The following is a 15,521-nucleotide window of genomic DNA, read 5'->3' on the forward strand; positions in this document are numbered from 1 at the left end:
GCACGCCGCCGTATCTCCAGGTGGTGAAGGAGCTCAGGCGACAGATCACGGACGGGGGGGGGGGGGGGGGGGGCCCGGGGCCCGGCGGCCCCCCCCCCGCCCCCCCCCCCGCGGCGCTGCCGAGGTAGCGGGCCGGGTCGCAGAGCTCGGTGACGCGCTCGGCGCCGAGGTGGCCCACCAGTTCGGCGTGGCCGAGGAGTTCGGCTTCGAGGGTGGTGCCCGTCTCGATGGCGGTGCGGCACGCGTCGTAGACGACCTCGTGGGCCCGCTGCCTGCCGAGCACCGGGGCGACCGCCATCATCACGGCCTCGGCGACGATGAGTCCGCCGGTGAGCCGGGTGTTCTGACGCATCCGGTCCACGTTCACCTCCAGGCCGCCGAGCATGAACTCGGCCTGGTGCAGCGAGCTGGCCAGCAGCAGGAAGGACTCGGGGACGGCGGCCCACTCCAGGTGCCAGGGCCCGGTGGCCCGTTCGAAGTCCTGCATCATGGCGTCGAGCATCGTGGCGGCCCGGTCCCGAAGGAGCTTGGCGGCGGCGAACATCAGCTCGCTGGAGATGGGGTTGCGCTTCTGCGGCATGGTGGAGCTCGCTCCCCGGCCGGGCACGAAGGGCTCGGCGACTTCGCCGAACTCGGAGGAGCTCATCATCATCACGTCCCAGGCGATCTTGCCGAGCGAACCGCCGACGGCCGCGAACAGCGAGACCAGTTCGACGAGTCCGTCGCGGGCGACGTGCCAGGTGATCTCGGGGTCGCGCAGCCCGAGTTCCGCGGCGAGGGCCGCGCGGGTCCGCAGGCCCTCTGGGCCCTCGCCGAGGGAGGCCAGGGTGCCGGCGGCGCCGCCGAACTGCACCATGAGGGCCCGCTCGCCGGCCTGCGCGAGGCGCTCGGCGTGGCGGTCGAGGGCGGAGAGCCAGACCGCGCAGCGGTAGCCGAAGGTGACCGGCAGCGCGTGCTGGAGGTGGGTGCGTCCGGCCGCGACGGTGTCCACGTGGTCCTCGGCGAGCTGCCGCAGGGCGGCGCGCACCCGGTCGAGTTGGTCGCCGAGGAGCGCCAGGCCCTGCCGGCACTGGAGCATGACGGCGGTGTCCATGATGTCCTGCGTGGTGGCGCCCCAGTGGAGGTAGCGGCCCGCGTCGCCGCACTGGTCGGAGAGCTGCTTGATGATGGGCAGCACCGGGTAGCCGACGATCTCCGTCTCGGCCCTGAGCCGTTCGACGTCCAGGCCGGCGAAGTCGGCCTTGGCGGTGATCTCCGCCGCGGCCTCGGCGGGGATGACGCCGACCGCGGCCTGCGCGCGGGCCAGGGCGGTCTCCGTGTCGATGATGCGCTGGACATAGGCGGTGTCGCTGAAGATCTCCCGCATGGCCGGGGTGCCGAACATGTCGCGGAACAGCAGGGAGTCGAAGACGGTGGTGCTCATGCGCGCTCTCATTTCGTGAGGGTGGTGGGGGCGGTGCGGGCGTCCTCCGCGGGCGCGGCGTCCCGGCCTGCCGCGTCCCGGCCCGGCGCCGTCGGCTCAGCCGCGGACTCCGCCTCGGCCCTGGCCAGGAACGCCCTGGGGTCGGCCAGGGCGCCCCTGACCTTCTCGACGTCCATCTCCCCGCACCACCTGGCGACCACGAAGGTCGCGACGACGTTGCCGAAGGTGTTGCAGAAGGCCGTGGCCATCGACATGAAGCGGTAGACGCCGAAGAGCACCCCGATGCCCTCGACGGGCAGGTTGTCGGTAGCGGCCACGGTGGAGGCGAAGACCACGAAGGTGCCGCCGGAGACGGTGGCCGCGCCCTTGGAGGTGAGCAGCATGATCGCCAGCAGGCCGAGCTGCTCGGGAAGCCCCATGGGGACGCCGTAGACGTTGGCGACGAACAGCGTGCAGATGGACATGTAGATCGAGGTGCCGTCGAGGTTGAAGGCGTACCCGGTGGGGACGACCAGGCCGACGGACTGCTTGGAGCAGCCGATCAGCGGGAGCTTCCGCAGCAGCCCCGGGAGGGCCGCCTCGGAGGATGCTGTGCCCAGCACCAGCGTCATCTCCGTCCGGACGTACTGGAGTACGCGCAGGATGTTGAAGCCGGCGACGAGGCACACGAGACCGAGCACGCCGAAGACGAAGACGGCGATGACGAGCCAGTACTGGAGGACGAGTTCGGCCAGGGCGAGGAGCATCCCGCCGCCGCTGGTCGCCACGGCGTAGGCGATGGCGCCGAACGTGCCGAAGGGCGCCAGCTTCATGATGATGTTGACGAAGCCGAAGAACGCCTCGGAGACCACCTCAAGTCCGCCGTTGATCCGGCCCTGCAGGTGGGGTTCGAGGGCCAGCAGGCCGATGCCGAAGATGACGGCGAGCACCACCACCTGGAGGAGCTGCCCGGAGGAGAACGCGCCCACGAAGTTGTCGGGAACGATGTCCCGGAGGAAGGCGGTGAACCCGTGGTCGCCCTCGTCGGCGCCGGGCGCCTCGGCCGAGCCGGTGGCGTCCTCCACGTCGACGCCCTTCCCGACGCCGAACAGGTTGGCGGCCGCCAGGCCGAGGAGGAGCGCCAGGGTGGAGACGATCTCGAAGTAGACCAGGGCCAGGAATCCGACGCGGCTCGCCTTCCGCAGGTCACCGGCGGAGGCGATGCCCATGACGATGGTGAGGAAGACGAGCGGCGCGACCCCGGCCTTGACCAGGGCGAGAAACAGGTCGCCGAGGATCTTCAGGTCGGCCCCGAGGCCGGGGAAGGCGAAGCCGACCGCGATGCCGAGGACCATGGCGAGCACGACCTGCGCCCCGAGCCCCCGGTACCACCGCTTGCCCGGCGGGCGCGCGGAGGCGGAGTCCAGCAGTTGTTCCTGCGACCTCATGCTGAGCGACCTCTTTGTCTAGACATGGATCTATGTCTAGACAAGGTTGCTCATGGGTCTGCCGATGTCAAGGGGCGTGCGTGAGGGGAATCGTGGACCCGCGCCCCGGTCCGGCGTTCCACCCCGGGACGGTCACGCCCTGGCGTCGAGGTAGCGGCCCGGCGAGGTGCCGACGGTTCGCCGGAACGCCGCGAGGAAGGCGCTCGGCGTCGCGTACCCCACGGTGTGCGCCACCCGGGAGACGGGTTGGCCCTCGGCGAGCAGGGGCAGCGCGGCACGCAGCCGCACATGGGTGCGCCAGCGGTCGAAGTGCATGCCGGTGTCGCGGACGAACAGCCGCGTCAGCGTGCGGCGGCTCACTCCGACGGCCCGTGCGTGCGCGTCGAGGCTCCGTGGGTCGGCGGGGTCGGCGAGCAGCGCGTCGGCCACGGCGCGAACGCGGTCGTCGGTCGGGAGCGGCACGTCGATGGGGGTGGACGGCAGCGGGCGCAGCAGGTCCATGACGACCGCCTCGGCCCGCGACCGCGGGGCGTCGTCCAGGTTCTCGCGGCTGAGGTAGGCGATGAGGTGGGTCAGCAGCCCGTCGACGCCGACCGGCGTGGGATCCGCCCAGTCCACGTCGCATCCGTCCGGTTCGAAGTAGAGGCTGCACAGCACCGCCTCGCGGGTCGCGCCGGTCCGGTGGACCACCCCCGCGGGCAGCCACAGTGCCCGGGTCGGCGGCAGCACCCAGTAGGCGTCGCCGACCGCGACGCCGAGCACCCCGCGGCGCGCCCAGGCCAACTGGTGCTGCGGGTGGCTGTGCGGGACGAACCACTGCCCGGACGCCAACGGGAAGGTCCCGACGACGATCGCCCCCACCCCGGGCGGGACGGCCCCCCAGACGGGCTCGGTCATGCTCTCCAGCCGGTGTCCTCAACACGATATGCCATGGCCCGGTAGCGTATCGCGGCCAACGCGACCGGTGAATAGCGTCATCCGCATGCCCATCGACCACCCACCGGGCAACGCCCCCGGGCGCCGCGGAGCGGCCCTGGCGGTGCTGTGCCTCATGCAGTTCATGCTCGTCCTGGACGACAACGTGGTGAACCTGGCGCTCCCCAGCGTGCGGGAGGATCTCGGCTTCGGCGCCGCGGGCCTCGCCTGGGTCGTCAACGCCTACTTCCTCGCCTTCGGCGGGCTGTTGCTGCTGTTCGGCCGCATGGCCGACCTGCTCGGCCGCAGACGCGTCTTCCTGACGGGGGTGGCGCTGTTCGGTGCGGCGAGCCTCGTCTGCGGCCTCGCGCAGGAGCCCTGGCAGCTCGTGGCCGGCCGGTTCGTCCAGGGCGCGGGCGCGGCCATGGCCAGCCCGGCCGCGCTGGCCCTGATCACCCTGCTGTTCCCCGGTGCCGGGGAGCGCGCCAGGGCGTTCGGCATCTGGGGCGGCATCGCGGCCCTGGGCGGCACGACGGGCCTGGTGATCTCCGGCGCGCTGACCGGCCTGGCGTCCTGGCGCTGGGTCTTCCTGGTCAACCTGCCGGTGGTCGCCGTGGCCGTCGCGCTGCTCCCGCGCCTGGTCCCGGAGAGCCGGGCCGCCCGCCGGGCCCCGCTCGACGTACCCGGTGCCGTCCTGGGCACCGGCGCCGTGGTGTCCCTGGTCTACGGGGTGCTCAGGACCGAGGAGTCGGGCTGGGACGACATGTCCGCGGCCGGGCCCCTGGCGCTGGCCGCGCTCCTGGCCGTCGCCTTCTTCGTGGTCGAGGCGCGCACCACCGAGCCGCTCGTGCCCCTGTCGTTCCTGTCCGTCCGCGTCCGCGCCACCGCCAACGGGACGGCCCTGCTGTTCTCCGCCGCCATGTACGCGATGGCCCTCCTGCTGATGCTGCACCTGCAGACCGTGCTCGGCTACGGCCCGCTCACGGCCGGCGTCGCCTACCTGCCCTACGGCGCCGGCATCCTGGCGGGCATGTGGCTCTCCTCCCGGGCCGTGCTCAGGCTCGGCATGCGCCCGGTCCTCGTCGTCTCGCTCCTGGCCAGTGCGGGTGGACTGCTGCTGCTGTCCGGCGTGGCGCCGAACGACGGCTACGCCTCCGGGGTGCTGCCCGGCATGCTCGTCACGAGCGTCGGTAACGGGCTGTGCCTGCCCGCCCTGACCGTGGCCGCCCTCACGGGCACCACCGAGGCGGACGCGGGACTCGGCTCGGCGGTCCTGAGCTCCGTCCAACAGGTCGGCGGCGCCGTGGGGGTGGCCGCGCTCGTCGCCCTGGCCGCGCGCCACGGCGACGCCGTGGCCGCACCCGACGACCCCGCACTCGCCGCGACGGAGGGCTTCGCACTCGCGCTCACCCTCGCCGCCGCCCTCCTCACGCTCGGCGCCGCCCTCGCCGCCACCCTGCCCCGCCGGCCCAGCGCTCTCCGAACTCCGGGGGCAGTGGGGCCAGGGCCTACCTCCGAGTCAGGGTCGTCTCGTGCACGAACCGGTCGCCGGCGTGGGTACTGACCGAGACCTCGAAGAGCTCGCCCGCGGCGTCGTAGTAGCGGCGCACGAACTCCAGGCCCGGCGTCCCGGCCGGCACGGCGAGGTGCGCCGCGGCCTCCTCGGGGACCGCCACCGCCCGGGTCCGCTGGACGACGCGCTCCACGGCGCGGCCCGTCCTGGCCTCCAGCAGGTCCGCGATGAGCCGTGTGCCGTCTGCCAGATCGGGCGCGACGGCCTCGGCGTCCCCCCGGCTCAGATAGACCCGCGCCCACGACACGGCGCCCTCGGGGCGCCCGGGGTCCCGCCGGACCGAGGTCACGCACACCTGTCCGGCGCCGACCGGCAGTCCCGTGACCGCCGACAGGTCGGCGTCCACCGTCACCTCGTCCACGGACAGGACCTGCCGCACGGCCGTCTCGCCGTACTGGGTCAGGTCCTCGATGCTGCCCAGCTTGGAGGTGAACTGGCGCCAGGGCGTGGCCCGCTCGACACGGGTGCCCACCCCCTTCTGCCGGGAGATCAGCCCGTCGAGTTCGAGACGCCGCAGGGCCCGCCTGAGGGTCTCCCGGGAGACGTGGTACTGCTCGGCCAGCTCGGGCTCGGTCGGCAGCAGCTCGCCGACGCTCCAGCGCCCCCCGGCGATTCCGTCCCTGAGGTCGTCCGCGATCACCAGGTAGCGCGGCTGGCCCACGGGAGGACTCCTCGAATGATCACGACACCGTCCGCGAAATCCTAGAACAAGCCGCGTGCGGCCCGCTCGCGCAGGGCGGGCGGGCGGCGCCGCGACGAAGGCGCTCAGCGGAGCGGCGTCAGGCGCAGCAGCAGCGCGGTGGGGGTGCGGGGGAGGGCGACGGTCAGTTCGCCGGTCTCGGTCGACCAGGTCGTGGTGGCGTCGGAGGCGCCGGACGGGTGCAGCACCTCGACCCGGACCGGGTGGCCGGCCAACTCCGGTACGGGCAGGGTGCGCCGCGGTTCGCCGGCGCGTCGCCAGACGGTGAGGTACCGGCTCTCGCCCGCGGCCAGGCCGAGCGCGGTCCAGTCGTCGGTCCAGCCCGGCAGGCCGAGGGGCCAGAACGGGGTGGCGTGCGGCAGAACGGCTCTGATCTCCCGGTAGGTGGTCAACGCGTCCTGCACGAGGGCCAGTTGGTCGGGCGTCATCCGGTCGAGGTGCCCGGAGAGGTGGATGCGGCCGAGCAGCGCGCTGGCCAGCACGAAGGCGTTGTCGTCGGTGGTGAACTCGGGTTGGGCGTAGGCCCACACGGCCCCCTGCTCGGGCGGCACGGCGGTGGGTGCGGCGGCGGCGATGGGTGGGTAGCGCAGGTGGTCCTGTTGGTCGCTGGTGGACTGGAGTTGGGTGACGCTCAGCATCGCGCTGTCCATGCGCATGCCGCCCGAGGCGCAGTTCTCCAGCACCAGGTGCGGGTGGCGGTCAAGGAGCGAGCCGAGCCAGGCGCGGTAGGCGCGGGCGTGGCCGAGCAGGCCGGCGCCCGGGCTGGTGGTGCCGCCGGTGTCGGTGCCGGGCGGGACGCTGATGTTGTAGTCCAGCTTGAGGTAGCCCACGCCCCACTCGCCGACGATCCGGTCCACGGTGTGGTCCAGGTGCGCCACGGCCGCCGGGTGCCGCAGGTCGAGCTGGTAGCGGCCGTGCTCCCGGACCCGCACCCCCTCGCGGCGGAAGAACGCCTCCGGCGGGAGTGAGTCGGCCAACGGGCTGCGCACGCCGATCACCTCGGGTTCCAGCCAGAGCCCCGGCACCATGCCGTGGGCGCGGATGCGGTCGAGGACCTCGTGGATGCCGCGGTCGCCGGGGAAGCGGTTGGCGGCCGGCTCCCAGGCGCCGACGCTGTCCCACCAGCCCCGGGTGTCGTCGTCGTACCAGCCGGCGTCGATCACGAAGTACTCGGCGCCGACCGATGCCGCGGCGTCGACGAGCGGCAGCAGTTTGGCGGTGGTGGGGTCGCCGTTGAGGGTGTTCATGAAGTCGTTGAAGACGATGGGCAGTCGACGGTGGTCCTCGTGCGGCCGGCGGATGGCGCGCCGGTAGGCGGTGAGCGCGCCGAAGGCCGCGGTGAGGTCGCCGCCGACGGCGAGGGCGGCCGGCTCGGTGGTGAACGAACGGCCGGGCAGCAGGGGTTGCCGCCACTGGTGCTCGGTGTCGGTGGGGCCGTGCAGCGCCAGGTAGCTGCCGGGGGAGCGCTCCCCGACCTCCCACAGCCAGCCGGTGGATGACTCCACCTGCCACAACCAGGCCGCCCCACCGTCGCGTCGGACCAGGGCGCCCATCGGCAGGTGGCCGTCGGTCGACCAACTGCCCCTGCTCGCGTAGCCGATCCGGCCCCGGCTGTCCGCCGCGTTCCGCGCCCTGCTCAGATCGGGGACCCGGTCGCGCAGCGGCTCGTGCCGCCAACGGCACTCCGCCAGCCAGTCGTTCTCCGCCCAGTACACCTCCAGCGCGTCCGGGGAGGGGAGCCCGCCCAGGGTGAGCGAGGAGACCGCCAGCAGTGTGACGGGGTTCGGGCCCTCGTTGGTGACCCGGGTCCGGGACCTGACCACCGGCACCCCGTCCGGCGAGTCGAGCAGCACCTCGACGGCGAGGCCTGTCGCCTCGTCGCGCAGCCGCAGGGTCAGCCGGTGCCAGTCGCCGTCCCGGCTCGTCTCGTGGCCGACCAGCCGCAGCCGCGCCCCGATCGAGGACTCGATCCCGCGCTGCCCGGACCACTCGCTGCCCTCACCCAGGGCCAGCACCTCCACCAGCGGTGTCGCCCCGGCCTTGTCCAGTGCGGGCGATCCCAGGGCCACCAGGCGCGGCGCCCCGTCCGGCCCGGCGGCCACCGCCACGTCGAGCGCCTCGTGCCCCCAACGAACCCGCGCCACCCCCTCGCCCTCCGACCCGTACCCGCCCTCCGCAAGCGCGCCCTGCGACACCGCTTCAACTCCTCGTGGAAACCCGGCTGCCGATGCCTTGACGGCCCCTGTGTGACCGGTCACAATCCTGGCATGTCTGTGACCGGTCACACAAGGAGCGGGGGAGGCCGCCCGGCCAGCATCCGGGACGTCGCCACCGCCGCCGGGGTGTCCCACCAGACGGTCTCCCGCGTCATCAACGGGCACCCCAGCGTCAGGCCCGCGACCCGCGAGCGCGTCGAGGCCGCCATCGCCCGACTCGGCTTCCGGCGCAGCGCCACCGCGCACGCGCTGGCCAGCGGGCGATCCCGCACCGTGACCGTGCTGACCTCCAACACCGTCCACTACGGCTACGCCACCGCCATCAAGGGCATCGAGGAGGCCGCCCGCGCCGCCTCGTTCGCCGTCGGCATCCACGTGCTCGAGTCCGACGACGAGCGGCTCGTCACCGAGGCGCTGCGGCGCGCCACCGACCCCGGCGGCGGGCTGATCCTGATCGCCTACGACAGCCCCGGCGTCCGCGCCCTCGAACTCGCCCCGGCCGACATTCCGTTGGTGGCCGCCGTGGAAACCCCGGCGGAGCCGCCGTCAGCCCTCAGCCCCTGGGTGTGGACCGACGACCGGGCCGCCGCCCGCGAGGCCACCCGACACCTCCTCGAACTCGGTCACCGCACCGTCCACTACCTCGCCATCCCCTCCACCACCCGCACCAGCGGCGGCGCCCAGCGCGCCGCCGGCTGGCGCGACGCGCTCACCCACGCCGGGGTGCCCGTGCCGGAGCCCGTCGAGGGCGGCTGGGAGCCCGCCGACGGCTACGCCGCCGGCCGCTTGCTGGCCCGCGACCCCGACGTGACGGCGGTGCTGTGCGGCAACGACGACCTGGCGCTCGGCGTGCTGCGCGCGTTGCGCGAGGCCGGCCGCGCCGTCCCGGACGAGGTCAGCGTCGTCGGCTTCGACGACGCCCCGCACTCGGCCTACCTGGCCCCCGCGCTCACCACCGTGCGGCTCGACTTCGCCGGCGTGGGCCGAGCCTGCTTCGCCCTGCTGCACGGCCTGGTCGAGCAGGGCGAGCCGATCGTCCCGCACCCCGTGGCCGCCGCGCCCCGCCTGATCGTCCGCGAGAGCACAGGACCCGCGCCCACCCGCTGACCCACCCCGCCGATACCACCCCACCCGCCAACTCGTCACCCCCGGAACGCCATCGGTCCACCGCACACCACCAGGACACCCCGACGAGCCGCCCTCGGAGAGTCGCCATGAAACGCACCGCGGCCGCCCTGGCCCTGATCTGCGCCACCACCCTGACCCTGGGCGCCTGCAGCGACAGCAGCGTCGACGACACCCCGGGCGGGGCCGACGGCGGGGGCGAGATCGACCCGCTGGCCCCCCTCGACGGCGTCGAACTCACCTTCTGGACGGCGCAGTCCACGCTCACCGCCGCCGACCAGGTCATCGACGCCTTCGAGGAGGCCACCGGGGCCCGGGTCACCACCGAGGCCATCCCCGACCTCTACGAGCAGAACGTCCCCACCCGGCTCGCCGCCGGCGACCGCCCCGACCTGATGTTCTGGCAGCCGAGCATCAGCACCCTCCCGTTCATCCAACCCGCCCGCAACCTGCTGCCGTTGGACGACGAGCCGTGGGTGGAGGACCTCGGCCCCACGGAACAGTCGCTCGGCGTCGTCGACGGCACCCGCTACGCCGCCGTGGTCACCAGCCCCGCCATGCTCGGCGTCTACTACAACAAGGAGGTCTTCGAGCAGGCCGGCGTCAGCGAGGACCAACTTCCGCAGAGCTATGACGAGTTGCTGGAGCTCGCGCACACCGTCCGGGACGCCACCGGCGTCCCCGCCTTCTACGAGGTGGGCGGCGACCGTTGGCCCCTCCAGTGGCAGGTGCAGGTCCAGCTGACCGACCTGCCCGACGAGTGGTGGGACGGCCTCAACCGCAACGAGGAGTCCTGGACCGACCCCGTCGTCGTCGACGCCATCACCCGGTACCAGGACGAACTGCTCGGCGCCGGCCTCGCCCAGGAGGACTACCGCACCGGCACCTTCACCGGCCAGGCCGAGGCCATCTGGGACGGCACCGCCGCGATGGCCCTCAACGTCACCTCCTTCCAGTCCCAACTCCAGGCCCAGCACAGCACCGAGGAGATCGACGAGACCGTCGGCTGGTTCCCCGTCGCCAACTCCGACGCGCGCGGCCTCTACTCGCCCGACCAGACCAACGGTGTCGTCGCCTTCGCCACCGGCGACGAACAACGTCAGCGCGCCGCACGGCAGTTCCTCGCCTTCTGGCTCGGCCCCGACTACCCCGACTTCATCGCCGACCGGCAGATACCCTCCGTCCAGCCGGCGGTGCCCAACCCGGACGGCATGCCGGACACCGCCCAGGCGCAGGTCGCCGCGCTGCCGCAGGCACACGGCGTCTTCCAGGCCAGGGCCATCGTCGCGCCCGAACTCCACGTCGGCCTCGCCGACCTGATCTACGGCGAGAAGTCCCCCGAGGAGGTCGCCGCGTTCGTGGAGAACCAGTTCGACGACATAGCCCGCGCCCAGGGCGCGGACGGCTTCTAGGGCCGCCCGGGCATGGCGACCGACACCCGCCGCCCACCGGGGCGGCTGCCCCGCGCCGCCGTCCACCACCCGTGGTGGTTCGCGCTGCCCGCCGTCGTCCTCTTCTGCGGTTTCTTCCTGCTGCCGAACCTCCTCAACTTCTGGTACCCGTTCACCGACTGGTCCGGCTACCAGAGCGAGATCCGTTTCACCGGCCTCGACAACTTCCGGGAGATCGTCGACGACGGCACGCTGTGGCGGGCCGTCCGCGTCACCCTCGTCTACGCCCTGCTCGCCGCGTTCTTCCAGAACCTCTTCGGGCTCGGCCTCGCGCTGCTGCTGGAGCGCGACACCCGGTTCAACCGCTTCTTCCGCGCCGTGTTCTTCCTGCCCGTGCTGATCTCGGCGCTCGCCGTCGGCTACGTCTTCCAGGCGCTGTTCGACACGGACGGCGCGGTCAACGAGGCGCTCGGCACGACCGTGCCGTGGCTCGGCAACACGACCTGGACCGTCGTGCTGGTCGCCGTCGTGCACGGCTGGAAGTGGATGGGCCTCGCGATGCTGATCTACCTCGCCGGCCTCAAGGGCATCCCGGGCGAGGTCCTGGAGGCCGCCCGCGCCGACGGCGCCGGTCCGTGGCGGATGTTCCACGCCGTCCGCTTCCCGATGCTGGCGCCGGCCGTCACCTTCAACGTGACCACCTCGCTGCTGGGCTCCATGAACACCTTCGACATCGTCCAGGCCACGACGGGCGGCGGCCCCGCCGGCTCCACGGAGGTCATGAACATCTACATGTTCCGCGTCTTCGGCCAGGGCCTCTACGCCCAGGCCTCCGCGATGAGCCTGGTCCTCTTCCTGATCGTCGTCGCCCTCGCCATCCCCCTCATCACGGGCCTGCGGAGAAGGGAGCAGCTGCTGTGACGTGCCGCTGCGCTTGGCTTGGGCCGCGCCTGCCTCGACGGCCGGGCACGTGCCACCCCTGCGGGGTGGCCCCGCGCCACGGCATGGCCGCGCCGGCTGGCTTCCGGCGCGCCCTGGCCGGACCGTTTATGGTGCCTCGGCGCGGGCCGTGCGCCTTCGGTGTGTCGCCGAGCGGGGCTCCGGTGCGTGGGCCCGTCGACCGGCCCGACGAGCGGTCAGGTCGGCGCCGGCCGCGCCCCGCGCGGGCACGTGCCGGTTCCGGCACGGTCGCGCCGGCCAGCCGCCGAGGCGGTGCGGCATGAGCGCCCGGAGCCCGCTGGCCCGCCCGGCCAGGGTCTCGCGGAGCGAATGGGTGCGGCGTGGTGTCGTGGTCGGGCTCGCGGCCGTGCTCGTCGGCGTGCCGGCGTGGTTGGTGCTGGTGACCTCGGCGAAGCCGCAGGCGGAGGCCGTCAGGCCGAACCTGGCGGCGCCGGGGGAGTGGCAGCCGGGACGGAACTACGGCGACGCGCTCAGCGAGGGCGAGATGGTGCGCGGGCTGGTCAACAGCCTGCTGGTGATCGTGCCCTCGGTGGTGCTCGTGCTGGTGCTCGGCGCCGGCGCCGCCTGGGTGTTCGCGCGGCGGCGCGGCCGTCTCGTCGCGGCGGCCTACGCGGTCTGCGTCAGCGGACTGCTGCTGCCGCCGGCGATCATCACCATCGTCCTGGAGCTGCGGCAGCTCGGCCTCGCCGGCACCCGGCCCGGCATGATCGCGGTCTACACCGCGATGTACCTGTCCACGTCCATCTTCTTCATGACCGGCTTCATCCGCGCCATCCCCACGGAGTTGGAGGAGGCCGCCCGGATGGACGGCGCGGGACCGACCCGCGTCTTCGTCCGCATCGTCCTGCCGCTCCTGCGCCCCGTCATCGCCACCGCCACGATCATGGTGATGCTCTACGCCTGGAGCGATGTCTTCTACGCGTTCTTCGTGCTCGGCGGAGGCGACGCCGCCACGCTGCCGATCAACCTCTACCAGGTCGCCAGCGCCCAGCTCTACCTCAACAACTGGCATCTCATCTTCGCCTACGTGGTGTTGATGAGCCTGCCGATGGTCGCCGTGTTCCTCGTCGCCCAGCGGCGGATCGTGTCCGGGATCACCAGTGGAGCCGTCAAGTAGGCAAGCAGATCCGTAGATCCGTAGATCAGCAGATCCGGAGGAAACCCCCACATGTCCATGACGAGAGCGCTCGTGACGGTCGCCGTCGTCGGCGCGCTGGCGACGGTCGGGCTGACGCCGGCCGCGTCGGCGGAGGAGCCGACCGGCCAGGCGGCCCAGCGGATCACCGTCAACCTCGGGCAGTCCGAGGGCGACATCATGTACGGCGCCAACGGCGCCCTCTACGCGCTCAGCGACGACGGCGTGCCGAGCGACGCCATCCTCGCGCCGCTCAAGTTGTCGACCATCACCCAGAAGCCGGAGGGCGGCCTCCAGCACCCCAACGGCGACGCCCTCACCGTCTCGGAGTCCTTCTTCCGCAACGGCGGCGGCGACGTCTACGTGATGATGCAGGACATCTACGAGCAGTGGCCCTACGAGGACCTCGGCCTGGCCGACTACCTCCCCAGGGTCGACAGCATCACCCGGCAGGTCTCCGAGCACGCCAGGAGCGACGACTTCGTCCTCGTGCCCTTCAACGAGCCCGACCTGATCTGGTATGGCCTCAACGCCTCGGACCCGGCCCAGTACGCCAGGAACCGGGACCGCTTCCTCGCCGACTGGCGCACCGTGTACGAGCGGATCCGCGCCGTCGACCCGGACATCAGGATCGCCGGGCCCAACGAGTCGCGCTACGACCGCCGTTTCCTCCCCGACTTCTACGCCTACGCCCGCGACCACGACGTGCTGCCGGACGTCACCACCTGGCACGAGCTGTCCTCGTCATCGCTGCGTGACTTCCAGGGCAACTACGACCACTACCGGGCCCTGGAGCGGCAGTTGGGCATCGGCCCGCTGCCGATCAACATCGACGAGTACGCCAACCGCCGCGACCTGTCGGTGCCGGGGCAACTCGTGCAGTGGGTCTCCATGTTCGAACGCAACAAGGTCTACGCCGACCAGGCCTACTGGGACATGGCGGGCAACCTCGACGGCAACGTCGTGCAGACCAACATCCCCAACGGCGGCTGGTGGTTCTTCCGCTGGTACGCCGCGATGACCGGCGAGACGGTCCGCGTCACGCCGCCCAACCCCAACACCATCGACACCCTCCAGGGCCTGGCCACACTCGACACCGAGCGGCGCCAGTCGCACGCCGTCGTCGGCGGCACCGACGGCGACGCCGACGTCGTCTTCCGCGACGTGCCGGCCGCCACCTTCGGCTCCACCGTGTCCTTCACCGTCGCCGAGGCCGGCTGGTCGGGGTACGAGGGCGCGCACGCCGCGCCCCGCGTGCTGTCCCGCGCCACCGCCCGGGTCGCCGCCGACGGCACCGTCACCGTCCCGCTGCGCGGCATGGACCGGATGTCCGCCTACCGCGTCGTCCTCACCCCGGCCGGCTCCGGCACCCCTGACCAGCCGACCGTGCCGTGGCGCGGCGCCCACGAGGCCGAGGACGGCACCATCACGGCGGGCCAGATATACACCCAGGGCACCGTCCAGAACGCCAACGGCTACGCCACCTCCGGCACCCGCGACGTCGGCTCGCTCAACCAGCCGGAGAGCCGGGTCGCCTTCGACGTCTCGGTGCCGACCACCGGCGCCTACGACGTCGACGTCTACTACGGCAACCAGTCGGGCGCGCCCGCCAGCCAGACCCTCACCGTGGACGGCGCGGCGCCCACCACCGTCGACTACCCGTCCACCCTCAACTGGACCTACCGCGGCATCAGGACGGTCAGGCTCCAACTGACCGCCGGCGACCACACCCTGAGCCTGGCCAAGGGCGCGGGCGAGGTCACCCTCGACCGGATCGTCCTCACCCCGGCCGCCACCCCGCGCGCCGGCTACGAGGCGACGCTCGCCGACACCACCGGCGACCCCCGCTACGACTACGGCAGTTCGACCGGGACCGGGACCGGCGCGCTGGTGCTCGGCAGCGGCGACTCGGTCATCTTCGACGTGTTCGCGCCGCGCGACGGCTACTACACGCTGACCCCGCGCCACACCGGCGGCCGGCTCACCCTCGACGTGCACGGCACGCCCCTCAGCGCCACCCCGGGACAGTCGCTTCGGGTCCTCCTCCAGGCCGGCAACAACCGCGTCACCGCCACCGGTTCGGCCACCGTGCGCTCCCTGGACGTCACCGGCGCCGGCGACACCACCGGGCTGGCCAGCTACCAGGACACGACGGCCACCCTCACCGGGCAGGCCAGGATCACCGACAACCCGCACGCCAGCGGCGGCAGTCACATCGGCTGGCTCGGCGGGCCCGACACCTCGGCCCGGTGGACGGTCCGGGCCCCGCAGGCCGGCCGTTACCTGCTGTTCGTCCACTACGCCAACGACGAGCGCGCCGACAGCGACCACGCCTACAACGCGGACGTCATCTCCCGCACCGCCGACATCAGCGTCAACGACGGGCCGGCGCGGCGGGCGACCTTCCGCAACAGCTACTCCTGGTCCAACTTCTGGTCCCTGGCCGTGCCGGTGACCCTGGAACGCGGGAGCAACATCCTCACCTTCACCAACCCGACGGGACTCGCCCCCGACCTGGACCTGATCCGGCTGGCACCCGTCCGGGGCTGAGCCGGGCCCGCTCCGGCAGCAGGCGCCGGCCGCCGCGAGGCGGCCGGCGCCGACGCGCTGTTGCACGCCTGTGACAACCCCTGTCTCTTATACACATATACGAGCC

The 15,521-nt window shown here is 72.7% G+C and carries 11 protein-coding genes; 6 read left to right on the forward strand and 5 right to left on the reverse strand.

The features are described 5' to 3' along the window. The 3 genes from ACFWI8_RS34120 to ACFWI8_RS34130 all read right to left on the reverse strand — a co-directional run. Nucleotides 1–1,423: adenylosuccinate lyase family protein (locus ACFWI8_RS34120; RefSeq protein ID WP_387099494.1), on the reverse strand; the 1,423-nt coding region annotated here is incomplete at its 3' end. Nucleotides 1,424–1,431: 8 nt separating this feature from the next. Further along, nucleotides 1,432–2,850, reverse strand: coding sequence for a cation:dicarboxylate symporter family transporter (locus ACFWI8_RS34125; RefSeq protein WP_387099496.1), 1,419 nt, complete (start codon nt 2,848–2,850; stop codon nt 1,432–1,434). 132 nt (nt 2,851–2,982) lie between these two features. After that, nucleotides 2,983–3,747, reverse strand: coding sequence for an AraC family transcriptional regulator (locus tag ACFWI8_RS34130; protein ID WP_387099498.1), 765 nt, complete (start codon nt 3,745–3,747; stop codon nt 2,983–2,985). A gap of 85 nt (nt 3,748–3,832) precedes the next feature. On the opposite strand from ACFWI8_RS34130, the gene ACFWI8_RS34135 reads away from it, so the two are divergent. Further along, nucleotides 3,833–5,329, forward strand: coding sequence for an MFS transporter (locus ACFWI8_RS34135; RefSeq protein ID WP_387099500.1), 1,497 nt, complete (start codon nt 3,833–3,835; stop codon nt 5,327–5,329). On the opposite strand, the gene ACFWI8_RS34140 is transcribed toward ACFWI8_RS34135, so the two are convergent. Both ACFWI8_RS34140 and ACFWI8_RS34145 read right to left on the reverse strand, forming a co-directional pair. Then, complete coding sequence (locus ACFWI8_RS34140) at nt 5,274–5,999, reverse strand: GntR family transcriptional regulator (RefSeq protein ID WP_387099502.1); 726 nt, start codon at nt 5,997–5,999, stop codon at nt 5,274–5,276. The genes ACFWI8_RS34135 and ACFWI8_RS34140 overlap by 56 nt on opposite strands. A 104-nt stretch (nt 6,000–6,103) precedes the next feature. After that, nucleotides 6,104–8,233 (reverse strand): alpha-galactosidase, encoded by a 2,130-nt coding sequence (locus ACFWI8_RS34145; RefSeq protein ID WP_387099504.1) that lies wholly within the window; start codon nt 8,231–8,233, stop codon nt 6,104–6,106. 72 nt (nt 8,234–8,305) lie between these two features. On the opposite strand from ACFWI8_RS34145, the gene ACFWI8_RS34150 reads away from it, so the two are divergent. The 5 genes from ACFWI8_RS34150 (at nt 8,306) to ACFWI8_RS34170 (ending at nt 15,415) form a co-directional block, all read left to right on the forward strand. Then, complete coding sequence (locus ACFWI8_RS34150) at nt 8,306–9,361, forward strand: LacI family DNA-binding transcriptional regulator (RefSeq protein ID WP_387099506.1); 1,056 nt, start codon at nt 8,306–8,308, stop codon at nt 9,359–9,361. Nucleotides 9,362–9,468: 107 nt separating this feature from the next. Continuing rightward, nucleotides 9,469–10,791, forward strand: coding sequence for an ABC transporter substrate-binding protein (locus tag ACFWI8_RS34155; RefSeq protein ID WP_387099508.1), 1,323 nt, complete (start codon nt 9,469–9,471; stop codon nt 10,789–10,791). Between the two features lie 12 nt (nt 10,792–10,803). Further along, nucleotides 10,804–11,691 (forward strand): carbohydrate ABC transporter permease, encoded by an 888-nt coding sequence (locus ACFWI8_RS34160; protein ID WP_387099510.1) that lies wholly within the window; start codon nt 10,804–10,806, stop codon nt 11,689–11,691. A 298-nt stretch (nt 11,692–11,989) separates the two neighbouring features. Further along, nucleotides 11,990–12,847 (forward strand): carbohydrate ABC transporter permease, encoded by an 858-nt coding sequence (locus ACFWI8_RS34165; protein ID WP_387099512.1) that lies wholly within the window; start codon nt 11,990–11,992, stop codon nt 12,845–12,847. Between the two features lie 51 nt (nt 12,848–12,898). Then, nucleotides 12,899–15,415, forward strand: a complete 2,517-nt coding sequence (locus tag ACFWI8_RS34170) for a CBM35 domain-containing protein (RefSeq protein ID WP_387099514.1) — start codon at nt 12,899–12,901, stop codon at nt 15,413–15,415. Nucleotides 15,416–15,521 lie beyond the last annotated feature (106 nt).

Origin of the sequence: Streptomyces sp. NPDC127098 (genome assembly GCF_042722465.1) — a bacterium.
Classification (GTDB): domain Bacteria; phylum Actinomycetota; class Actinomycetes; order Streptomycetales; family Streptomycetaceae; genus Streptomyces; species Streptomyces millisiae.

What these genes read in the sequence shown, in the direction of transcription:
- ACFWI8_RS34150 (WP_387099506.1), top strand. Translation starts at nt 8,306, where the DNA reads ATGTCTGTGACCGGTCACACAAGGAGCGGGGGAGGCCGCCCGGCCAGC.
- ACFWI8_RS34165 (WP_387099512.1), top strand. Translation starts at nt 11,990, where the DNA reads ATGAGCGCCCGGAGCCCGCTGGCCCGCCCGGCCAGGGTCTCGCGGAGC.
- ACFWI8_RS34160 (WP_387099510.1), top strand. Translation starts at nt 10,804, where the DNA reads ATGGCGACCGACACCCGCCGCCCACCGGGGCGGCTGCCCCGCGCCGCC.
- ACFWI8_RS34170 (WP_387099514.1), top strand. Translation starts at nt 12,899, where the DNA reads ATGTCCATGACGAGAGCGCTCGTGACGGTCGCCGTCGTCGGCGCGCTG.
- ACFWI8_RS34155 (WP_387099508.1), top strand. Translation starts at nt 9,469, where the DNA reads ATGAAACGCACCGCGGCCGCCCTGGCCCTGATCTGCGCCACCACCCTG.
- ACFWI8_RS34130 (WP_387099498.1), bottom strand. Translation starts at nt 3,747, where the DNA reads ATGACCGAGCCCGTCTGGGGGGCCGTCCCGCCCGGGGTGGGGGCGATC.
- ACFWI8_RS34135 (WP_387099500.1), top strand. Translation starts at nt 3,833, where the DNA reads ATGCCCATCGACCACCCACCGGGCAACGCCCCCGGGCGCCGCGGAGCG.
- ACFWI8_RS34125 (WP_387099496.1), bottom strand. Translation starts at nt 2,850, where the DNA reads ATGAGGTCGCAGGAACAACTGCTGGACTCCGCCTCCGCGCGCCCGCCG.